This window comes from Gardnerella sp. DNF01157 (assembly GCF_049244225.1).
GTDB classification, from domain to species: Bacteria; Actinomycetota; Actinomycetes; order Actinomycetales; family Bifidobacteriaceae; genus Bifidobacterium; species Bifidobacterium leopoldii.
In genome coordinates this window covers 476,055-494,575 of record NZ_CP058388.1, presented here as the reverse complement: position 1 = coordinate 494,575, position 18,521 = coordinate 476,055, and the positions used below count along the sequence as shown (strand labels likewise).

The window sequence follows — 18,521 nt, the reverse complement described above, 5'->3', positions numbered from 1 at the left end:
TTCCTCAGTCCTCTTTTATTGCTCGTAAAGAAATCCCCCAAACTCTACATGTCAATCGTTAATAACCGTGCTCATCGCAGAGATTTTTCGATTTTTCTTCTTCACTCGGCTTGTCAGCAGCCTTCGGCTCTGACGTCCGCCTTCGTTCAGTGCGAAAAATCTCAAATCTCTACCACACGAATATTCACACGACTGAATAGTAGTGCGCATTGAGATGTAAAAAATAAACTATAAACGTATTTGCCCATCTCCGTAGCCGATCCATTTGGTTGTTGTCATTTCAAGCAAACCCATAGGGCCTCTTGCATGTAATTTTTGCGTAGAAATACCAAGTTCTGCGCCGAAACCAAATTCGCCGCCATCTGTAAAGCGCGTTGAAGCATTTACCATAACTACAGCGGAATCAACACTTGCAATAAAACTTTGAATAGTTGAGTAATCTTCAGCAATAATGGTTTCAGTATGGCCAGTAGAATATTTCGCAATATGAGAAGCTGCATCAGTATAATCATCTACAACTTTTACACCCATATTCAGCGACAAATATTCTCGCTTCCAATCTTCCTCAGTGGCACGCTCAAGCTGCAATCCTTGAATATTAGCGGATTGCAAAATATCGTAAGATTTATCGTCTGCATGCAAAATTACATTATGCTCAGCTAAAGCAGCAGCGATTTTTGGCAAAAATTCTTGCGCAACAGCTTTATGCACTAATAATTTTTCAGCAGCGTTGCACACGCCCACTCGTTGCGTTTTTGCATTAATAATGATAGGTACAGCTTTTTTAATATCAGCGCTTTTATCTACATAAATATGTACGTTTCCAGCTCCAGTCTCAATAACAGGAACCGTAGATTCTTGAACAACTGCTGCAATAAGATTTGCACTACCTCTAGGCACAAGCACATCAATATGACCGTGAGCATGCATCATTGACGTAGCTCCGTCTCTTCCTAAATCGTCAACAGCCTGAATCAAATCAGCACTAAAGTTAGAATTTTTAAGAACCGATTGTATAACTTCAATACTCGCCTGATTCGTATGAAGAGCCGCGCTTCCTCCTCGCAAAATCGCAGCATTTCCAGATTTAATGCACAAAGCAGCTACATCAATAGTTACGTTTGGACGAGCTTCGTAAATCATTCCCATAACGCCCATTGGAACTCTAATTTGCGAAAGTTTAATTCCATTAGGAAGAGTGTATCCGCGAACTACTTGACCTACAGGATCTTGCAATTGCGCAATTTTTCGCACGCTTTTTGCAGAAGCTTGGATTCGCTCTTCATCAAATTTAAGCCGATCGAGCTTTCCAGCATCCATTCCCTTAGCTTCAGCTTCTTTAAGATCTTTTTTGTTAGCCTCAGCAATATTTGAAGCTGCAAACTCTAAAGCATCTGCCATTTTTTCGAGAAGCGCATTTTTTGCGCGAGTATCTGCATGAGCAAAATTACGCCACGCTTTGCGCGCACAATCAGCACGAGCATTCACTAAATCATCAACAGACAACGTTCCCCCTATAGATTATTTGCCTAATCGCCAATTAATTAATAGTAAAACAAAAGCATTTATATATATGAGATTAGCACACGCCCATTCGCCCAGCGCTTCAGGTACCATAATTTGATATAAGTTGTGTAAATAATTTACATAAATAATCTACGTAAGTAAAAAATATTCTCTATAAACAGACGGTTACGGAGTTATTATGGCATCAGATACAACTATTTTCCATAGCACTCGTTCGCTTAAGCCAACATGCACATCAAAAGAGGCAATACGTAAAGGAATTGCTGAAGATGGCGGATTATTTGTAGCTGATAGCCTTGGTAGCGAGCGTTACGATATTTCTAAATTGCAAGGCAAATCGTATCAAGAAATTGCGCAGGATATTTTGCAACTGTTGCTGCCTGATTATACTTCAGAAGAGCTTTCTTCTTGCATTAAACTGGCATACGGCAATCAATGGGCTAATAACGCTATTACTCCACTCCAGCAGCTTGGGAACACTAGCGATTTTGTGATGGAACTTTTCCATGGTCCTACTTGTGCGTTTAAAGACGTTGCTTTGCAAATGTTGCCACAATTAATGTCTCGCACTAAAACTCAACACGAGAACGAATCTGATATTGAAAAAAGCATTATGATTCTAACTGCAACTTCTGGTGATACAGGTAAAGCTGCTTTGGCTGGTTTTGCTGATGTTCCAGGCACTTCTATGATTACTTTTTATCCAGAAGGAAAAGTTAGCCGCGTCCAAGAATTGCAAATGACTACTCAGGTAGGCGAAAATGTGAAAGTTTGCGCAGTCCGCGGTAATTTTGACGATGCTCAAACAGGCGTTAAACAGATTTTCACAAATAATGAGCTCAACAAAAATATTGAAGAAGATGCGAATACAGTATTGTCTTCAGCTAACTCAATTAACGTTGGTCGTCTTGTGCCACAAGTTGTTTACTATTTTGCAGCATACAAGCAGCTTATTGAACGCGAAGTTATAAAACTTGGAGACGAAGTAGAATTTTGTGTTCCTACAGGCAATTTTGGCGATATTCTAGCAGGATATTATGCGAAAATGCTTGGTCTTCCAGTGAAGCATCTCATTGTTGCTAGCAATAGTAACAATGTGCTTTTTGATTTTTTGGTAAGCGGCACTTACAACCGTCAGCGCACATTCCATCACACTGTTGCTCCTTCTATGGATATTTTGGTTTCTTCTAATTTGGAGCGAATGCTTTATTACATGTGCGATAAAGACACGCGTTTAATACAAATGCTTATGAACGATTTGACTCAGTGGGGTGCTTTTGAGATTCCAGAAAATGTGCTTGCAAAGATCCGTTCACTGTTTGGCTGCGGTTGGGCGAATGAGGATCAAATTCGCGAAGCTATTTATGACTGTTGGAACAAGTACAAGTATGTGATCGATCCACATACTGCTTGCGGATTCTTCGTTATGCAAAATATTCCACATGACGAAAGCACACCTAGAGTATTGCTAAGCACTGCAAGCCCATACAAATTCCCTCGCGTTGTTGCTGAAGCTTTGAATATTGAGCATGTGCAAGATATGGATGATTTCAAATGCATGGACGCTCTTAGTAAAGCTACAGGAACTAAAGCTCCAAGCATGCTTAGAAATCTTGAGCAAAAATCTCCACGCTTTAATGATGTTATTAATGTTGAAGATATGCCTGAGTATGTTGTAGCTCAAGCGCATAATTTCGCAAAATAATCATAAAGTTTTAAGCGAAAGAGGCTGGTTTACTTGTATAAGCCAGCCTCTTTTACTATTCATTCGTTATTGCTTTCGAATAAAGCTGCATACACTTCGTTAATAACGTTTAAATCATGACCTTTCCTTGCAGCTGCTGCGAAAAATCTTCGTCTTCGAACTAAAGGCTCAAGATTTCTCGTGCGCGAAGCCGTTTTGCGACCGAGTTCCCACGCTGCTTCAGTGAATACTCCAGAGTTTTGAGCAGAAGCTACGTTTTGTGAAATAGCAGCAGGATCAACATTTTTACGCTGCAATTCCATTCGAGTAGCTCTAGCACCAAGAAGCCTCACTGCGCAAGAGCGAATCACCATTTGAGCGTATTGATTGTCATCAAGAAGATGCAATTCAAGCAAACGATGAATAACCGCGTCAACAGCAACTTCCGTGTAGCCTTTTTCTTTAAGCCTTTTGCGCATGTCCATCACAGAGCGAGGAGCATAATCTAAAAGCCTTAAAGCAGCTTCCCTGCAATCATCTTCACTACTATTGCAAAGTTCGTCGCTTAAATCACTTACTTTAGTGTTTTTTACATACGGCATGTTTTTTGTATTATTTTTTGCGCTTAAAAGTACTGATTTATGCGATATTTTTTTGCGAGTATGTGGCTTTACGCTATTACTTTCGTCATCTTCTTCAGTCCGCTCTACTGGATGATCGCGAAGAAAACTCTCTACACTAATAGGCATATTGCATTCGCTTTACACTGTAATCTTATTATTACTTCGATTCGGATGACTTTTGTGCAGAATTTTTAGCTACAGAATCATCAGCGAATTGATCTAGTTCAGAATCTTCAGCGAATTGATCTTCAGGATGCATTAAACCTAACGAAGCTTTGACTTTTTCGCTAATTTCTTCAGTAATAGCTGGATTATCTTTCAAGAACTTACGGACGTTTTCACGACCTTGTCCAAGCTGCTCACCGTCATAAGTAAACCAAGAACCAGATTTCTTAATAACTTCAGCTTGCAGCCCCATATCGATAACAGAACCTTCAGTAGAGATACCTTCTCCGTAAAGAACATCAAACTCAGCAGTTTTGAAAGGCGGAGCCATTTTATTCTTGACAATCTTAACTTTCGTTCGGTTGCCAACAGCTTCTTCACCCTCTTTAATAGTAGAAACTCTGCGAATATCCATACGCACAGACGCATAGAACTTCAAAGCTTTACCACCAGTGGTAGTTTCAGGGTTACCAAAGAATACGCCAATTTTTTCACGAAGCTGATTAATAAAAATAGCAGTAGTGCCAGCTTGTGAAAGAGCACCAGTCATCTTACGCAACGCCTGACTCATTAAGCGAGCTTGTAAGCCCACATGACTATCTCCCATATCGCCATCGATTTCAGCTTTAGGAACTAATGCCGCTACAGAATCAACAACAATAACATCTAACGCACCAGAACGAATAAGCATATCAGCAATTTCCAATGCCTGCTCACCGTTATCTGGCTGAGAAACAATAAGAGCATCCGTGTCTACTCCAAGCTTTCGCGCATAGACAGGATCCAACGCATGCTCAGCATCAATAAATGCCGCTACCCCACCATTTTTTTGAGCATTTGCAACGATATGCAAAGCAAGAGTTGTTTTACCAGAAGACTCAGGACCGTAGACTTCAACTATTCGCCCTCTAGGAACACCGCCAATCCCCAAAGCAGTGTCCAACGCTAATGAACCAGTAGGAATAACTTCTACATCTTGCATAGGTCTATCACCTAAGCGCATTGCAGAACCTTTTCCATATTGTCGTTCAACATTGGCTAAAGCAGTTTCTAACGCTGCTTGGCGACGTGGATCTGTTTTATCCGCATCAATAAGGCGATTAATACTGCCTTTACTTTTCGTTTGCGCCATGTATGCTACTCCTTTCGCATGCCGTTATGTATCGAACGACCTTAGTTCCATACTAGATTCAAGTACAAGCATTTTTGTGCAATGTGGATAAAACATTTAATCCAAGCACTTAAACGCTTAACTCAGCTTAAACCATCTCGACAAACACAAGTATACTACATATGCGAACATTTGTTCGATAGCGCGTGTCTTGATTACAACCCAACTACTTACAATCTTCGACATAAGCAATCAACTCATCAGCTATTCTCAACAACTGAAATACAGTAGATTCGCGAACTTCTTGACGACTGCCAGATAATCTCAATTCAAAAACAAAAGCAACACTTGATTGCGCAATTTTAGTTACGCTTTGACTTTCGATTTGAGCAAAATCATAATCATAGACGTTACTCACGCATCCATCTTCAAGTTCTTTATGAGCCGCATCTTTCACAGAATCCATAACATCATTAACTTTAGGCAAAAATATTCCAACATAAACTAAACCTGCTGGTTTATTGCCATCGGGACCAGGACCTGCAACACCAGTTGTAGACAAGCCAATAATAGGAAAATTTGCACAACACTCATAATCTTCCCCATACACCCATCCACTGCCACGATATATTTGAGCAGCTCCAAGCGCCATCTGAAAAGCAACATCCTGGTAAACCGCGCCTTCAGATTGTAAAAGATTAGAATTTACACCAAGAATTTTGGATTTAGCATGAATATCATAAGTGACAGCAGAGCCACAAAAAACTCGTGACGCGCCAGGAACAGAAACAAAAGCATCAGCCAAAAGCCCGCCAGTTAACGACTCTGCTGAAGCAATATGCATTCCTTTAATAAAACTTTTTTCCAATAGATCCGCGGCTAAAGAAACTGTATTAAAATCTGAAGAATTATTCATAATACGCTCGATATGATTGTAGCTTACGATTTTCCACAACATAAACCCTTTAGGGATAATCTATGAAAAACCGTAAGCTACAAACAAGAAGTTTACTTATTGATTTTATTTACTTCACAGGAGGCAAAGGAACTGCATTTTTTGCATCATCAACTTGAGATTCGCTATCTGAAGAACCTTCAAAGAAAGCACTATAGACATACAAAACTGCAGAATAGAAAGCAAAGCCCAAAGAAATACCAAGCAAGCCAAAAGCCACTGCATAGTAAGAAACCATCCAAGAAGGCAATGGATTAGCATGAAGAGTTGCAACAAGCGGTGCAATAATCATTGCAATACCAATCGATTGCGTAAGAGTCTTATACTTTCCTGCAGAAGATGCAGCAATTACTCTTCCACGAACATTAACAACATAAATTCGCACAAGAGTAATAGCAATTTCGCGAATCATGAACAAGATGGTTATCCACCAATAAATTTCGCCGAAAACAGAAGCAATAATAAGCGCAGCTAGAATAAGAATTTTATCCGCAATTGGATCAAGTAACTTACCTAATTCTGTAACCTTATGATATTTACGAGCCATCCACCCGTCGAGCTTATCCGTAGAAGCAGCTACGACAAACAGCACAAACGCAGCCCAACGCAACGAAACTGAATCAAAACCCCACGTACCTGCTTTCAAATATAAAACAATAAAAACAAGCGAAAGCACGATACGGATATAAGTCACAATATTTGGAGCATAATTCCAGCCAGCAAAAAATGATGACTTAGCTTTTTTCTTCATACGCATAACCTTCATTCTACTGCAAAGTAAAAACTTCTAGCACACACAACTTGGTGTTGTACACAACAATACAATATCTTATAACGAATCTGACTCGCCACGAATAAAAGCCAAAACTTTTGGCAAATCTTCCGGTTGAACCAAAACTTCGCGAGCTTTAGAACCTTCAGAAGGTCCCACGACGCCTCGAGATTCAAGCAAATCCATCAATCGACCTGCCTTTGCAAAACCAACGCGCAACTTACGCTGAAGCATTGAAGTAGAGCCAAATTGCGAGCTGACAACAAGCTCAGCAGCCTGAAGCAACTCATCCATATCGTCGCCAATATCGCTAGTTTTAAGCTTGCTTTGAGCTTGAGCATCCGCTTTTTGAGCCATCTGTTCAATATCTTCACGATACTTTGGTTTACGCTGCGTGCGAACATACTCCACAGCCTTGCGGATTTCAGATTCACTCACCCACGAACCCTGCACACGTTGAGGTTTTGCAGCACCCATTGGAAGGAACAAAGCGTCGCCTTGACCAATCAAAGTTTCTGCACCAACAGTATCGAGAATAACCCTTGAATCAGTAGCAGACGAAGTAGCAAAAGCCAAACGAGAAGGAATATTTGCTTTAATCAAGCCTGTTACAACGTCAACAGACGGGCGCTGAGTAGCTAGAACCAAATGCACTCCTGCAGCTCGAGCAAGCTGAGTAATACGCTGAATAGAACTTTCAACATCGTTCTTAGCAACCATCATTAAATCAGCCATCTCGTCCACAACCACAAGCAAATACGGGTATGGAGCAACTTTTCGCTCAGATCCAGCCGGTGCGTGAACCTTTCCTTCACGAACAGCCTTGTTGAAATCTTTAACATGACGAAAACCGAAGAATTGTAAGTCGTCGTAGCGAGCATCCATTTCTTTAACAACCCACTCAAGAGCCTGCGCAGCCTTCTTAGGATCCGTAATAATCGGAGTAAGCAAATGCGGAATACCAGCATAAGCAGAAAGCTCCACGCGCTTAGGATCGACCATAATCATGCGAACTTGTTCAGGAGTTGCCCTCATAATAATCGAAGTAAGCATTGAATTAATAAAACTCGACTTACCGGAGCCGGTAGCACCAGCAACAAGCAAATGCGGCATTTTATCGAGAGCTGCAGTTACGAAATGACCTTCAACATCTTTTCCAACGCCTGTAAGCATAGGATTAGGGTCATTCATAGCTTTTTGCGAGCGCAGAACATCTCCCAAATGCACAATTTCGCGGTCGACGTTTGGAATTTCAATACCAATAGCAGACTTTCCTGGGATTGGCGACAAAATACGCACATCCGTGCTAGCTACAGCGTATGCAATATTCTTTTGCAAATTCGTAACTTTTTCAACTTTTACACCAGGACCAAGCTCAACCTCGTACTGCGTAACAGATGGTCCTCTAAGGAATCCAATAACGTGAGCGTCGACGTCAAATTGCTCAAAAGTAGAAGTTAGCGCACGAATAACGTTATCGTTTGCTGGAGTTCTCGCAGCATGAGGCTTGCCATGAGCTAAAAGATTCAAATCAGGGAGCTTGTAAGGTTCAGAGGAAGAATCAAAAGAAGGCTCATTATTATTGCCAGCACCATTTTCACTGTCGGTAGCATTTTCATTATCTGAATCTTCCTGATCCCTGCGATATTGATCCATACGTTCAGCTGGAATACTTGACCATGGATCGCTTGCAGATAAAGAGGAATCACTCATAGGAGCTTTTGGCAATATTTCTTCAGGAACAGGCTTTGATGAAGATGAAACACTTCTAGGTGTAAGTTGACTCGAATTATTATCAGCATTTTCAAATTGGGAATTATTTGCAGCATTATTATCGGAAGAGCTGCTCACAGTTCTTGCTTTACGAGGTTCAACTCTTTCAAGATTATCTACACTATTACCGTGAGAAGCAGCATGCGAAAATGCATCATCGCCGGCGTATTCGTCAAGCAATTCCCCATTATTATTACTGTTTTTACGCTTAAAGAATGATTTAAACAGTTTCAACACAGAAGACATTTGAGAAGATCCGCTATTATTTTTCGACGACTCTTCATTGTGAGTTGGCACGCCATCTGCAAATTCCAAAGAATTGGTTTTGCTGTCAGAATTATCTTCTTCAGAGTTTCCTAAATCTTCAGAAGATTTTTTACTGTTATATTTAGCAAAAATAGTAGCAACACCTTGAGCTATATCAGTTACATGAAGGCGAGTAATCATTAATATCGAAAAAATAGCAGCTACTACAAAAATAATAATTGCAAAAATACGAGAAAGACCCCACGATAGCGGAGATCCAAGCACAAAACCTAATAACCCACCTGACTTCTGCACAGTGTCTAAATTAAATGCTTTTCCGCGAGGCGCAGAAGAAATATCAAGAATTGAGCAAACAGATAACAATAGAATAATAAATCCGCTAATAACACGAGGATTACCAGAGCCAGCTCCACTGTTACGCATCAACCTAAAAGCGACAACGCTTAACCATACAGGCAGAACAACGCTCATAATTCCAAGCAAACTAGAAGACACAAAATGGAGACCTACTCCAATAAATCCACTAACTCTAAACCATTCTGATGCGCAGAATAAAATCGCAAGAACAAGCATAACGAAGCACAAACCGTCCCTGCGATATGCCTCATCGTATTCTCCAACACCAAAAAGCGAGCGCACTAACTTTCCTAAAGTTCTAGGCACAAACAGGAGAATTGTCTCCCATAATGGTTCACTAGGTGAAGCCTTACCAGCCATAAATACTCCTTCTGCACCATGTGCTATTTAGTACGCCATGTCATCATCAACATACATATGCGTAACCATACCAGTCTACTCCATAGACTGAGGTTATTTAAATGAAGCGATTGCCGCTTACTCTAATGCTAATATGATGCACATTCCTCAAGTATTTCATCAACTGATAAATCGTTGATATATCACTTCTTTCTTTCACAATAAGCAATCATGTATTTATTTTTCACAAATATGCATTCCTTGCGGCGCAATATTATTATTACGACGTTTTCGAACTATAGCAATAATCATTGTGGCAAGAACCACCGCGCAACTTATCAATGCTATAAGGAACATAGTCATCCAGAATGGCCACTGAAGATGATCTTCTGGAGCATGCGCTGGATCCGGCAGCACACGATACCCCGTCACTAGCAATCTATGCGAATTCACGCCATACGGCGTACACGTAAGCAACGTCGCTAAATCGCGACCCTTTTCACGCTGCAACAAACTAATATCATGCGGGTCTACAACACTAATGCGAAACACCCTATAGCGCATTGTATAGCCCTGTACATCAATGTAGAAGTAGTCTCCACGCTTCATATCGATTAAACCGTCAAACATGGTTGCTGTAGGCAAACCAGTATGAGCTGTGATAACAGTATGCCTGTTTTTACCGCCCACTGGCAAATCTGTGCCATACAAGTGCCCTGCTCCGCGAGCTAGAACATCGCGCGAAGCACCATGATAAATCGGTAGTTTTACGCCTATTTTTGGGATTTTTATGATTCCCATAATTCCCATTGGTTCGTCTAGTTGTTTGATATATGACTTATAGTCTGCTGTTTTTTTGTAATTGTCACTACCATCATACGGATCGGCTGTAAAAATTTTTTTTCTGCGCGCATTGTATTTTCGCGCACTTTTTAGAATAGATTGTCGCACGCTAGCGGCTTGATTATAAGTTACTTTGTCGTAATCTATGGAAATTTGTTTAGACACGTGATTATTCCACAGTGTTGATGCCACTGGGTAGGTGAAGCATAGAATTGCAGCTAGCGCCAGAATGATTGGTTCAATAACGCATTTAAAAACAGATTTTTTGGGATTTGCAGAATCTGAGTCTGCAGAAGATTCGTTTGCAGACGATTCATTGGGAGTGGATTTAAGAATATGTAAGCCTGCTAATCGCACTAATCTCTCTAAGCTGCTGCGGCAAGCTTTTGCAAATTTAGTAAAACTCATAAATCCACTTCCAAAAAGTAAAACAGGGGGCTAAGCAAATACCGCCCAACCCCCTGAGTTTTTTATAATATATTTACGTTAGAAGAATACTAAGCGCGCTGCTTATCTTCTTCTTTGCGATTGTTACGAGTGTAAATAAACACGCTTGCAGCAATCAAAACAATGCCAGCGATAGCGAAAATAAACACGCCATAAGCACCGGTCTTTGGAAGCTTGAACCAGTGATCAATGCTATTATTGCTCGTTGGAACATCCTTGAACGAGTAAACAAACGTCTTCGAATCTTTATTATAATTAGCGTCTGTTAAGTAAGTCGTAGGAATAGTAACTTCTTCAACCTTTGGAGCCAAAACATAGTTGTCTGGAGCTTTAGTTTCCACAACGTAGAACTTTTGTCCAACTTTTGCTTCAAATCCAGCTGCTGTCAAACCAGTCTTATCAGCAGTTTCAGTATCAGCAAAGCCCTTAGAAGACTTGTTCTTGCACTTAGCATCAGTACGAGAAGCGTCAGCCGCGCATGCGTTTGCATCATCTGGCTTTGCAAACACAGCAAACTTAGCGCCCTTAATAGCTTTTCCGTCAGTACTGCTTATCTTCTTGATCTGGAATTTGACAAGAGTTACCTTAGAATCTGGATTTGGAGTTGGATTAACAGGCTTTGGCTTATCCTGGTCAGGAGTACCTTTCTTATATCCTGGCTGATAACCATACTTGTTTATAAGTTCGCCAGCTGGAGCATCTGCCTTAAGAGTGAACTTAAGCGCAACAGTTAACTTTGCATTTGGCGAAGTCTTAAGAGCAGTAGCAATTTCGCCAAGACCTGCATCTGTAAACGATACGGTAATACGCTGACGAGTATTATCATCAGGCGTTGCAGCAACCGCTACCTTATACTTATCCTCTTTACCGGTAGAATTCTTAATTTCCGTAGTGCCAATCTTAACGCTTTTAACTACATCTTTACTAGAATCATAAGCAGACTTCAACGCGTCATCCCACACAGCAAAGCCCTGATAATCATCAGCCTTACGATCTTTAACAGGCGTACCACTAGTTGTAACTACAGAAGTTGAAATGGTATATGGCAAATCATCCTTTGTACCAACCATTCCTGTAGTATCAACAGTCTTCTTAATAGCATCCTTAGTATATGCATTCTTAGGATCGACAGTTGGATTGTAATCATATTCTGTGCCTTTTTTACCACTGGTGATTTGTGGAATAGTCATAAAGAATGGCTGCGGAAGCTTTTCGTATCCATCTGGAACACTTATTTCTTCAACCTTGTATAAGCCGATTTGAAGATTGCTAACAGTTACTTTACCATCAGAGCCTGTTGTAAACAGAGTCTTATCATTGCCTGTATTTGAGTTGTCTGATATTGCAGTGCCTAAATCAGTTGATGGCAAAGAGCCAGGATCTGTATTAAGAGTTGTAACCTTAGCAGCAACTTTTAGCCAATCATCATACTTCTTAAGATCAATAGCTGTACCATCTAGTTTGACAACTGGAGTTACCTTAAACTTTGCACCCTTAACAGGAGTTGCTTTCTTCTGATTACCTTTCTCATCGGTTTCATCCTTGTACTTTGTAATCTTGATGGAACCCTTTCTATCTTTATTGGCAGCATTCCAAGGTGCATCAGCATCAGCAGCTGCTGCAGTCGAATCCGTAGCAAATGCTACGTTGTTTGCCACCACAGCACCGGCAACGCACAGCGTGCCAGCCATTGCGAGCGAGGCGAATGCCGCCACGCATTGTTTAGTGAATTTGTTCATATTCATTCCTTTCATAAATGCTGTTTCCAGCAATTAAAAGTTTTGAAATTTTGATGTAAGTATGTAATTGTTTATCGGTTTTAACCGAATTTCGAATTATTCACGCAATTTGCTCATAAATGAGTAAATTTTTTAAGTTTAGGAATATTATGTTGCAATATCACGCTCCAAAATTCCATGAGATTTTGCATCAAAAACATGCACCCAGTAGAAAAGCTTCATACGAGTCGCCACCTTCCAAGCAACTCGTGACCGCGCTTAGTTTGATCCATTACAAACACAGCAGCAATCAAACTAGACAACATCGCAGAAACAACGCACAAAGACGCATTCCAGCCGCATCCGCCGGTCTTTGGCAGCGCGAATGGTTTCACAACGTGAATCATGAAAGTCTTAAACTCGTAATCTTTACCCCTGGTGTACTGATCACCGTAAACTTCATTCAACAAATCATATTTAGCACCATGATGATTACTCATACCATCAAAAGATTTCTTAGCTTCTGGTTTCAAAGCCCAAGCAACGCACTGATAGTCACCAGTTTTTTCTGGAATACCATCGAGCGTAGCAGTAGTACGTTGAGCAGCATCGAACGGATTATTCGGATTATCCTTAGCGTTATAGCTATACAATTTATGCTGCGCGTTGCAATTAGAATTATTCTTACATTTCTCACGCTCGGAGTACGTATCAATATGACTCCATGTAATTGGATTACTTGCTTTCATACCCGCAAGTTTTGAAACAAAATCACGGTCATCATTTTCGCATAAAACTTCCAAGCCTATTTTCTTCTCAGTTTTATTACCACTATTCCACACGTCTTTTGTAGACCAAGCGTCAATAAACGGTCTATACATAAGACTCATGCCACTCATAATGGTAAGACCGCTACCACTTCCAAACTGACCATCAGTATCACTAATATCAGGCGCGTCAGGAGAATCTGACCTTAGCACTCGAAGCTTTATATCATCGCCTTCCATAGGATCCACTGTCACTTGCGCGTACACTGGATTTGGTTTACTTATGCCATCCCCATTACCAGCATCTTTATCCGTAGACTTTGAACCGTCCGGATAATGTACGATCACAGGAATTTTATACACGCCAGGCTTCTGCCACTTAAGCGGCTTAAAAGACATCACTCCATAGTGAGAACCATCACCCGTACCATGGTTTTTACCAGTCTTCCCACCATCGCTAGGCTTATTATCTTGACCATTATCGTAGAAAGACATTCCATAAGGATGACCCTTATCCTTCTTATACCAACCAGAATTATCTTTCTTATACTGGTTTTCATCAAACTCAAACCAAGTGCCGTCTGGAAGCGCGCCTTCTTCTATATCATCCTGATGAGTAGCATTATTAGCACCTTTCTTACTCTTAGGCACATCAGTAACATTCTTATAACCGTTAGTAAGGCTTGCATGATATTCACCAGCCTTCACTTTCAATGGCACGTAACTAGGATTATTCCTATGCGCGTAAGAAGCTTTAACACTAAACTTTAAAGTTTGATCATTCCAATCTTTACCCTTTGAATCCTTAGTCTCGCCCTTAGTACCATAATTAGCAAAGAGCATTTTCTTATAAACAACACTTCCGCCAGTATCATTGACAATTATGTCATCGAAATTCTTAAGACTAACAGCATTGTTAAAAGCAAACACGCGACACTCGTACTTACCGCTTTTCCTAGGCGTTCCAGTAATAATCGCGCGAGAACGAGCCATAGTATTCGTGTTGTACTCATCTTTAGTTAAATACGAGTACTTAAAATCATTAAGATTACAGTTTTTATTATTCCTGCACTTGTTTTCTTCGTCTTCCGTAGCGATTTTCCATTGATGAAAAGCTGTAAACTTTAATCCGTTAACCTCACCGACAGACCTGTTTTTCGCTTCATCCCATTTAAGAAGCGTATAATTATCCTTATTTTCTTCGTGGCAAATAGCACGGAATGTAATCGGAGACTTATTGTTAGCAGACCACGCGTCAGGTATAAGAAGCTTACTACCATCTATCTGCTTATCTTTATCAAGATTCGTGTAATGATCCGTATGATACGAACCATAAGTAATACGGTCGGAATAGTTACTACCGAAATCGTGCATACCTGCACCCTCAGCAATAGAAAAACCTAAATCGTTATTGCCTACAGTAAGTGGCGTTACTTTAACGTGAGCATAAACCTGCCCATTATCCGTACTACTTGAGCCATCAGGATAGTGAGCAATTACAGGAGTATCGTAATTATTAGGATCTTGAGGTTTGCTCGGAGTAAAAGTTACTTCACCAGTACTAGTATTAGTCATTTTTGACCAAGAAAGCACTGGTTTAGAATATTTATTACTCTTACCAAGCTCAAACCTAGTACCTTTCGGAAAATCGCCTTTAGTAATCCCCTTATTTTCTGGAACCGACGTAATTGATTTTCCAGCTTGCACCTGTTTTTTATCATAATCTGGATACACAGGCTTATAAAAATGAGACATAGGCCAAACTTTGAATTTAGCGACAACCGTCTCTGAAAAAGGCTGAGGATGATTACAGTTGTAGTTACTTGGATTAGGATAAGTTACCTTAATCGGTATATAAACTGTATGATTCTTATGCGAGTCTGCTGGGTTAAAATACACTTTACCTGTAGACTTGTCAATCCACGCATGACCTTGTTGTAAAGGCTCTGGCTTCGGACTATTAGGATCATCAAAAGTAACTTGAGCATTGGATCCCTTATTGTTATCAAAATAAGCGTTACCATCAATAGAATAAGTAAGATTCTTAGGAATATGATTGTACAGCTTACCTCTTTTACCGTCACTGCCATAATCAGGAACAAAACTACCCTTATTATTGTGGTAATCATCATAACTCTCTTGCCAGTGACCATCATCAGTATAAGCTCTCACAGAAGAAGATTCACGAGGCTGTGAATCCTCCGACTCTTCAAAATGCAATCCACCAGGCTTATTCGGATCGGTACTATTATCCCACTCCACGTTATCTGGTACGCCATCACCATCGTGATCATAAGGACCATAAGTTGCATAATCACGCTCATGAGACTCAGCATTAGTAGCCTGATATCCAGCAATAATAGGCATGTAACGAATATCAGTACCATCTGGCACATCTGCAGTAATAATCCAACGGTAGCAAGTCGTAGAATTAGCACTCTCAAACGAACGCAGCATTATACCAAAGTCGCCATTGTCATGCCACTTCTTTATCTCGCATAAACTATATTTCTTCGTAAAATCACGCGCTGTAGGATCAGTATCCTGATTATACCCACAGCCAAAATGACCATTACCAACAGTATCTTCCCACTGATCATTAAAATCGCTATTACCATACGTATAATGCCAACGAGAAATTGTTCTAGACCAGCCCCAATACTTATCCCAATTTTTCATTGTTTCTGGGATGCCTTTATCATTCTGACTTGTCCAGTCATTCCACTTTTTCTCGTAAACATTTCGCCTATCTCTTTGCACTCTAATAGTGTCCGCAATAAGCTGTTTCGGAAGATCTACATAAAAAGTAGGTCGCGCTGGAATACGCTGTCTAGGCTGAGGATTTAACTTCTCCTTAAAAGCATAGTTAAAATATATTTCATACTTCACATGAGTACCATTAGAGTCTTTGGTAATACTTGGCTCAATATCCATATTTTCAACAGCATTACCAATACTATTACCATTAGCAGTAAAATATCCATGGCCAGCATATGACCACATAACCTGCGCAGCGCTTGCAGGCTTAGCTGGCACAACGAGAACAGCAAGAATAGTCGCCACGGCAACAATCAACGCAAGAGCCGCGCGACGAATGTAATACAACTTAGAAGCGCTAGCAATAGAGCACCCTTTAGTGCACCTTTTAGATTTTTGTAAAGTTACAGAACCGTTAACATCATCAAGCGCATGATGACAATTCATAAAACTACAAGTTATACGTATAAGGTTAGAGAAACAGCCGTGAAGCCGTAACATTCTAACGCCTCGATTTCTTAAAATCTAAAAGCTGCTCGAATACTCATGCCTGTTGGTTTTATGAATCAACAAGCATTGCCCGGGGTGCAGCACACTGCATTATCAGCAGCAAATGAGCGCGAAATATCACAAACCACCAAAGCAAACGTCGATACGAACGCAAGCAAGCATAATCATGCCCAAAATCAGCAGGCTAATTCACGCCAAAAACTTAAACGCAAGATAATGTAGTGCACTACTGCTAAGCACATACGTTGTTATACCCCCCCCCCATGAAAAATTTCAAGTAAAATTTGCAAATTTCCTAATATTCGTAAAAATTCCTAAATTCGGGGTTATATGCGGGTTATAGGCAAAAAATATTGCAATCCAAAAACAAAAAACGGCAGATATTTACCTGCCGTTCAAGTGGGGTGGCTAACGCGGCTTGAACGCGCGACCTTCTGAACCACAATCAGATGCTCTACCGACTGAGCTATAGCCACCATGTGCGCGAAACGAATTGAATCACACAACAAAGGGATACTATACACGATTTCCTCGATTTATGCTAGCGCAACACACTTCGGCGCGTCGTAGTAACAACATCAATTATTCGACAATGGCAAATGCAACAATGGATGTATGAGTTTTTCTGACCAAAATCAGCGCATATTTGGCGTAACTGAAAACAGTAACAACACAACCGCGCTTCTTCTTGGATCTGGCGAGCTTGGTAAGGAAATTGCGATTGAGCTTATGCGATTAGGCGTGCGAGTATGCGCTGCCGATAGCTACAAAAACGCTCCTGCAATGCAAATAGCTCACGAATACCACGTGCTAGATATGTCGAATCCGCAAGAATTGCAAGCACTTATTTCAAATGTGAATCCTGACATTATTATTCCAGAAGTTGAAGCTATTGCTACTGAAGTTTTGAAAGATGCTGCTAAAAAGAATATTCAAGTCGTTCCTAGCTCAGATATTGCCGCGATTGCAATGGATCGCGAGCGCTTGCGTAGAATTGCGCACGAAGATTTAGGACTGTCTACTACACCGTATTGTTTCGCTTCATCTTATGAAGAGTTAGAGGATGGAGCTAAAAAAGTTGGATATCCTTGTGTAGTTAAGCCTGTTATGAGCTCTTCTGGTCACGGTCAGTCAATAGTTCGTAGTTCTGAAAATTTGCTTGCAGCTTGGAATGAAGCTCAGCATGGCAGGCGTGCAGCAGCTGGTCATGAGAATGAGTGTTCACGCGTTATTGTTGAAGCTTTAGCTCCGCTTGATTATGAGCTTACAGTACTTACAATAAGCTCTTGCGCAGGAATTACTACTTGTGAGCCGATCGCTCAGCGTCAGCAAGACGGAGACTATAGAGAATCTTGGCAGCCTGCAAATATTCCTGAATCGATCCGCACTAATGCGAAAGATATTGCAAAGCGCGCTGTAGAAGGTTTGACTGATATTGCGCAAGAAGCTGGCGAAGCAGGTTGGGGCGTTTATGGAGTCGAATTATTCGTGCTTACTGATGGCTCTTTGCTTTTTAATGAATTGTCACCTCGCCCACACGATACTGGCATGGTAACTATGATTTCGCAGCATTACAGTGAATTTGCATTGCATGCATTGGCTATTTTGGGAGTTCCAGTTACAGCTAACTATACTGAGCTTTCTTTGAAAAATAATGAAGTTGCAGCAAGTCACGCCATTGTTATTAAGGCGGAAGGATCTGTTGGTTTTACGAATATTGCTCAAGCTTTGCAATCTGGCGAAAATTATCGATGCAACTTGCGTATTTTTGCTAAGCCTTCTGTACATGGTCACAGACGCATGGCAGTTTCTTTAGCTACTGGATTAACGCAAGAAGAAGCTAGAGAAAATGCGACACGCGTCGCCATTTCGCTAAAAACTACACAAACAAATGCTTAGATACATT

General features: G+C 40.7%; 12 protein-coding genes and 1 tRNA gene. 3 read left to right on the top strand and 10 right to left on the bottom strand.

Annotation, left to right across the window (positions count from 1 at the left end; genetic code table 11):
* Nucleotides 1-228: 228 nt before the first annotated feature.
* The gene (locus HXT38_RS01745) at nucleotides 229-1,506 is read right to left on the bottom strand and encodes a glutamate-5-semialdehyde dehydrogenase (protein WP_410299587.1); all 1,278 of its coding nucleotides are present in this window, start codon (nucleotides 1,504-1,506) and stop codon (nucleotides 229-231) included.
* Between the two features lie 199 nt (nucleotides 1,507-1,705).
* On the opposite strand from HXT38_RS01745, the gene thrC reads away from it, so the two are divergent.
* Nucleotides 1,706-3,232, top strand: coding sequence for a threonine synthase (gene thrC, locus HXT38_RS01740; RefSeq protein ID WP_421791961.1), 1,527 nt, complete (start codon nucleotides 1,706-1,708; stop codon nucleotides 3,230-3,232).
* Between the two features lie 59 nt (nucleotides 3,233-3,291).
* Here thrC and HXT38_RS01735 read toward each other — a convergent pair whose 3' ends face one another.
* The 8 genes from HXT38_RS01735 to HXT38_RS01700 form a co-directional block, all read right to left on the bottom strand.
* Nucleotides 3,292-3,960, bottom strand: a complete 669-nt coding sequence (locus HXT38_RS01735; protein WP_421791959.1) for a regulatory protein RecX — start codon at nucleotides 3,958-3,960, stop codon at nucleotides 3,292-3,294.
* A gap of 31 nt (nucleotides 3,961-3,991) precedes the next feature.
* Complete coding sequence (gene recA / locus HXT38_RS01730; protein WP_004118965.1) at nucleotides 3,992-5,131, bottom strand: recombinase RecA; 1,140 nt, start codon at nucleotides 5,129-5,131, stop codon at nucleotides 3,992-3,994.
* Between the two features lie 205 nt (nucleotides 5,132-5,336).
* Nucleotides 5,337-6,026 carry a CinA family protein gene (locus tag HXT38_RS01725; RefSeq protein ID WP_032835514.1) on the bottom strand — a complete coding sequence of 230 codons (690 nt, stop codon included), beginning with the start codon at nucleotides 6,024-6,026 and terminating at the stop codon, nucleotides 5,337-5,339.
* 109 nt (nucleotides 6,027-6,135) lie between these two features.
* Nucleotides 6,136-6,816 (bottom strand): CDP-diacylglycerol--glycerol-3-phosphate 3-phosphatidyltransferase, encoded by a 681-nt coding sequence (gene pgsA / locus HXT38_RS01720; protein ID WP_032835516.1) that lies wholly within the window; start codon nucleotides 6,814-6,816, stop codon nucleotides 6,136-6,138.
* 78 nt (nucleotides 6,817-6,894) lie between these two features.
* Entirely contained in the window at nucleotides 6,895-9,594 is a 2,700-nt protein-coding gene (locus tag HXT38_RS01715; RefSeq protein WP_421776995.1) for a DNA translocase FtsK 4TM domain-containing protein, read from the bottom strand.
* A gap of 216 nt (nucleotides 9,595-9,810) precedes the next feature.
* Nucleotides 9,811-10,824, bottom strand: a complete 1,014-nt coding sequence (locus tag HXT38_RS01710; RefSeq protein WP_421791957.1) for a class C sortase — start codon at nucleotides 10,822-10,824, stop codon at nucleotides 9,811-9,813.
* Nucleotides 10,825-10,913: 89 nt separating this feature from the next.
* On the bottom strand, nucleotides 10,914-12,602 hold the full coding sequence (locus tag HXT38_RS01705; protein WP_421791955.1) for a SpaH/EbpB family LPXTG-anchored major pilin: 1,689 nt from the start codon (nucleotides 12,600-12,602) through the stop codon (nucleotides 10,914-10,916).
* 218 nt (nucleotides 12,603-12,820) lie between these two features.
* Nucleotides 12,821-16,552, bottom strand: a complete 3,732-nt coding sequence (locus tag HXT38_RS01700; protein WP_421791953.1) for a Rib/alpha-like domain-containing protein — start codon at nucleotides 16,550-16,552, stop codon at nucleotides 12,821-12,823.
* A 114-nt stretch (nucleotides 16,553-16,666) separates the two neighbouring features.
* Here HXT38_RS01700 and HXT38_RS01695 point away from each other — a divergent pair, with 114 nt between their 5' ends.
* The gene (locus HXT38_RS01695; protein ID WP_421791951.1) at nucleotides 16,667-16,837 is read left to right on the top strand and encodes a hypothetical protein; all 171 of its coding nucleotides are present in this window, start codon (nucleotides 16,667-16,669) and stop codon (nucleotides 16,835-16,837) included.
* A 178-nt stretch (nucleotides 16,838-17,015) separates the two neighbouring features.
* Here HXT38_RS01695 and HXT38_RS01690 read toward each other — a convergent pair.
* A tRNA-His gene (locus HXT38_RS01690) sits at nucleotides 17,016-17,091 on the bottom strand.
* Between the two features lie 139 nt (nucleotides 17,092-17,230).
* Between HXT38_RS01690 and purT the strand changes: the two genes are divergently transcribed.
* A complete protein-coding gene (gene purT, locus HXT38_RS01685) occupies nucleotides 17,231-18,514 on the top strand; it encodes a formate-dependent phosphoribosylglycinamide formyltransferase (RefSeq protein WP_415696152.1) in 1,284 nt (427 codons plus the stop codon).
* The last annotated feature ends 7 nt before the right edge of the window (nucleotides 18,515-18,521 follow it).

Coding starts and splice junctions, on each gene's coding strand:
- HXT38_RS01700 (WP_421791953.1), bottom strand. CDS start 16,552: ATGAATTGTCATCATGCGCTTGATGATGTTAACGGTTCTGTAACTTTA.
- HXT38_RS01710 (WP_421791957.1), bottom strand. CDS start 10,824: ATGAGTTTTACTAAATTTGCAAAAGCTTGCCGCAGCAGCTTAGAGAGA.
- HXT38_RS01715 (WP_421776995.1), bottom strand. CDS start 9,594: ATGGCTGGTAAGGCTTCACCTAGTGAACCATTATGGGAGACAATTCTC.
- HXT38_RS01725 (WP_032835514.1), bottom strand. CDS start 6,026: ATGAATAATTCTTCAGATTTTAATACAGTTTCTTTAGCCGCGGATCTA.
- HXT38_RS01695 (WP_421791951.1), top strand. CDS start 16,667: ATGAATCAACAAGCATTGCCCGGGGTGCAGCACACTGCATTATCAGCA.
- HXT38_RS01705 (WP_421791955.1), bottom strand. CDS start 12,602: ATGAACAAATTCACTAAACAATGCGTGGCGGCATTCGCCTCGCTCGCA.
- recA (WP_004118965.1), bottom strand. CDS start 5,131: ATGGCGCAAACGAAAAGTAAAGGCAGTATTAATCGCCTTATTGATGCG.
- HXT38_RS01735 (WP_421791959.1), bottom strand. CDS start 3,960: ATGCCTATTAGTGTAGAGAGTTTTCTTCGCGATCATCCAGTAGAGCGG.
- pgsA (WP_032835516.1), bottom strand. CDS start 6,816: ATGAAGAAAAAAGCTAAGTCATCATTTTTTGCTGGCTGGAATTATGCT.
- thrC (WP_421791961.1), top strand. CDS start 1,706: ATGGCATCAGATACAACTATTTTCCATAGCACTCGTTCGCTTAAGCCA.
- purT (WP_415696152.1), top strand. CDS start 17,231: ATGAGTTTTTCTGACCAAAATCAGCGCATATTTGGCGTAACTGAAAAC.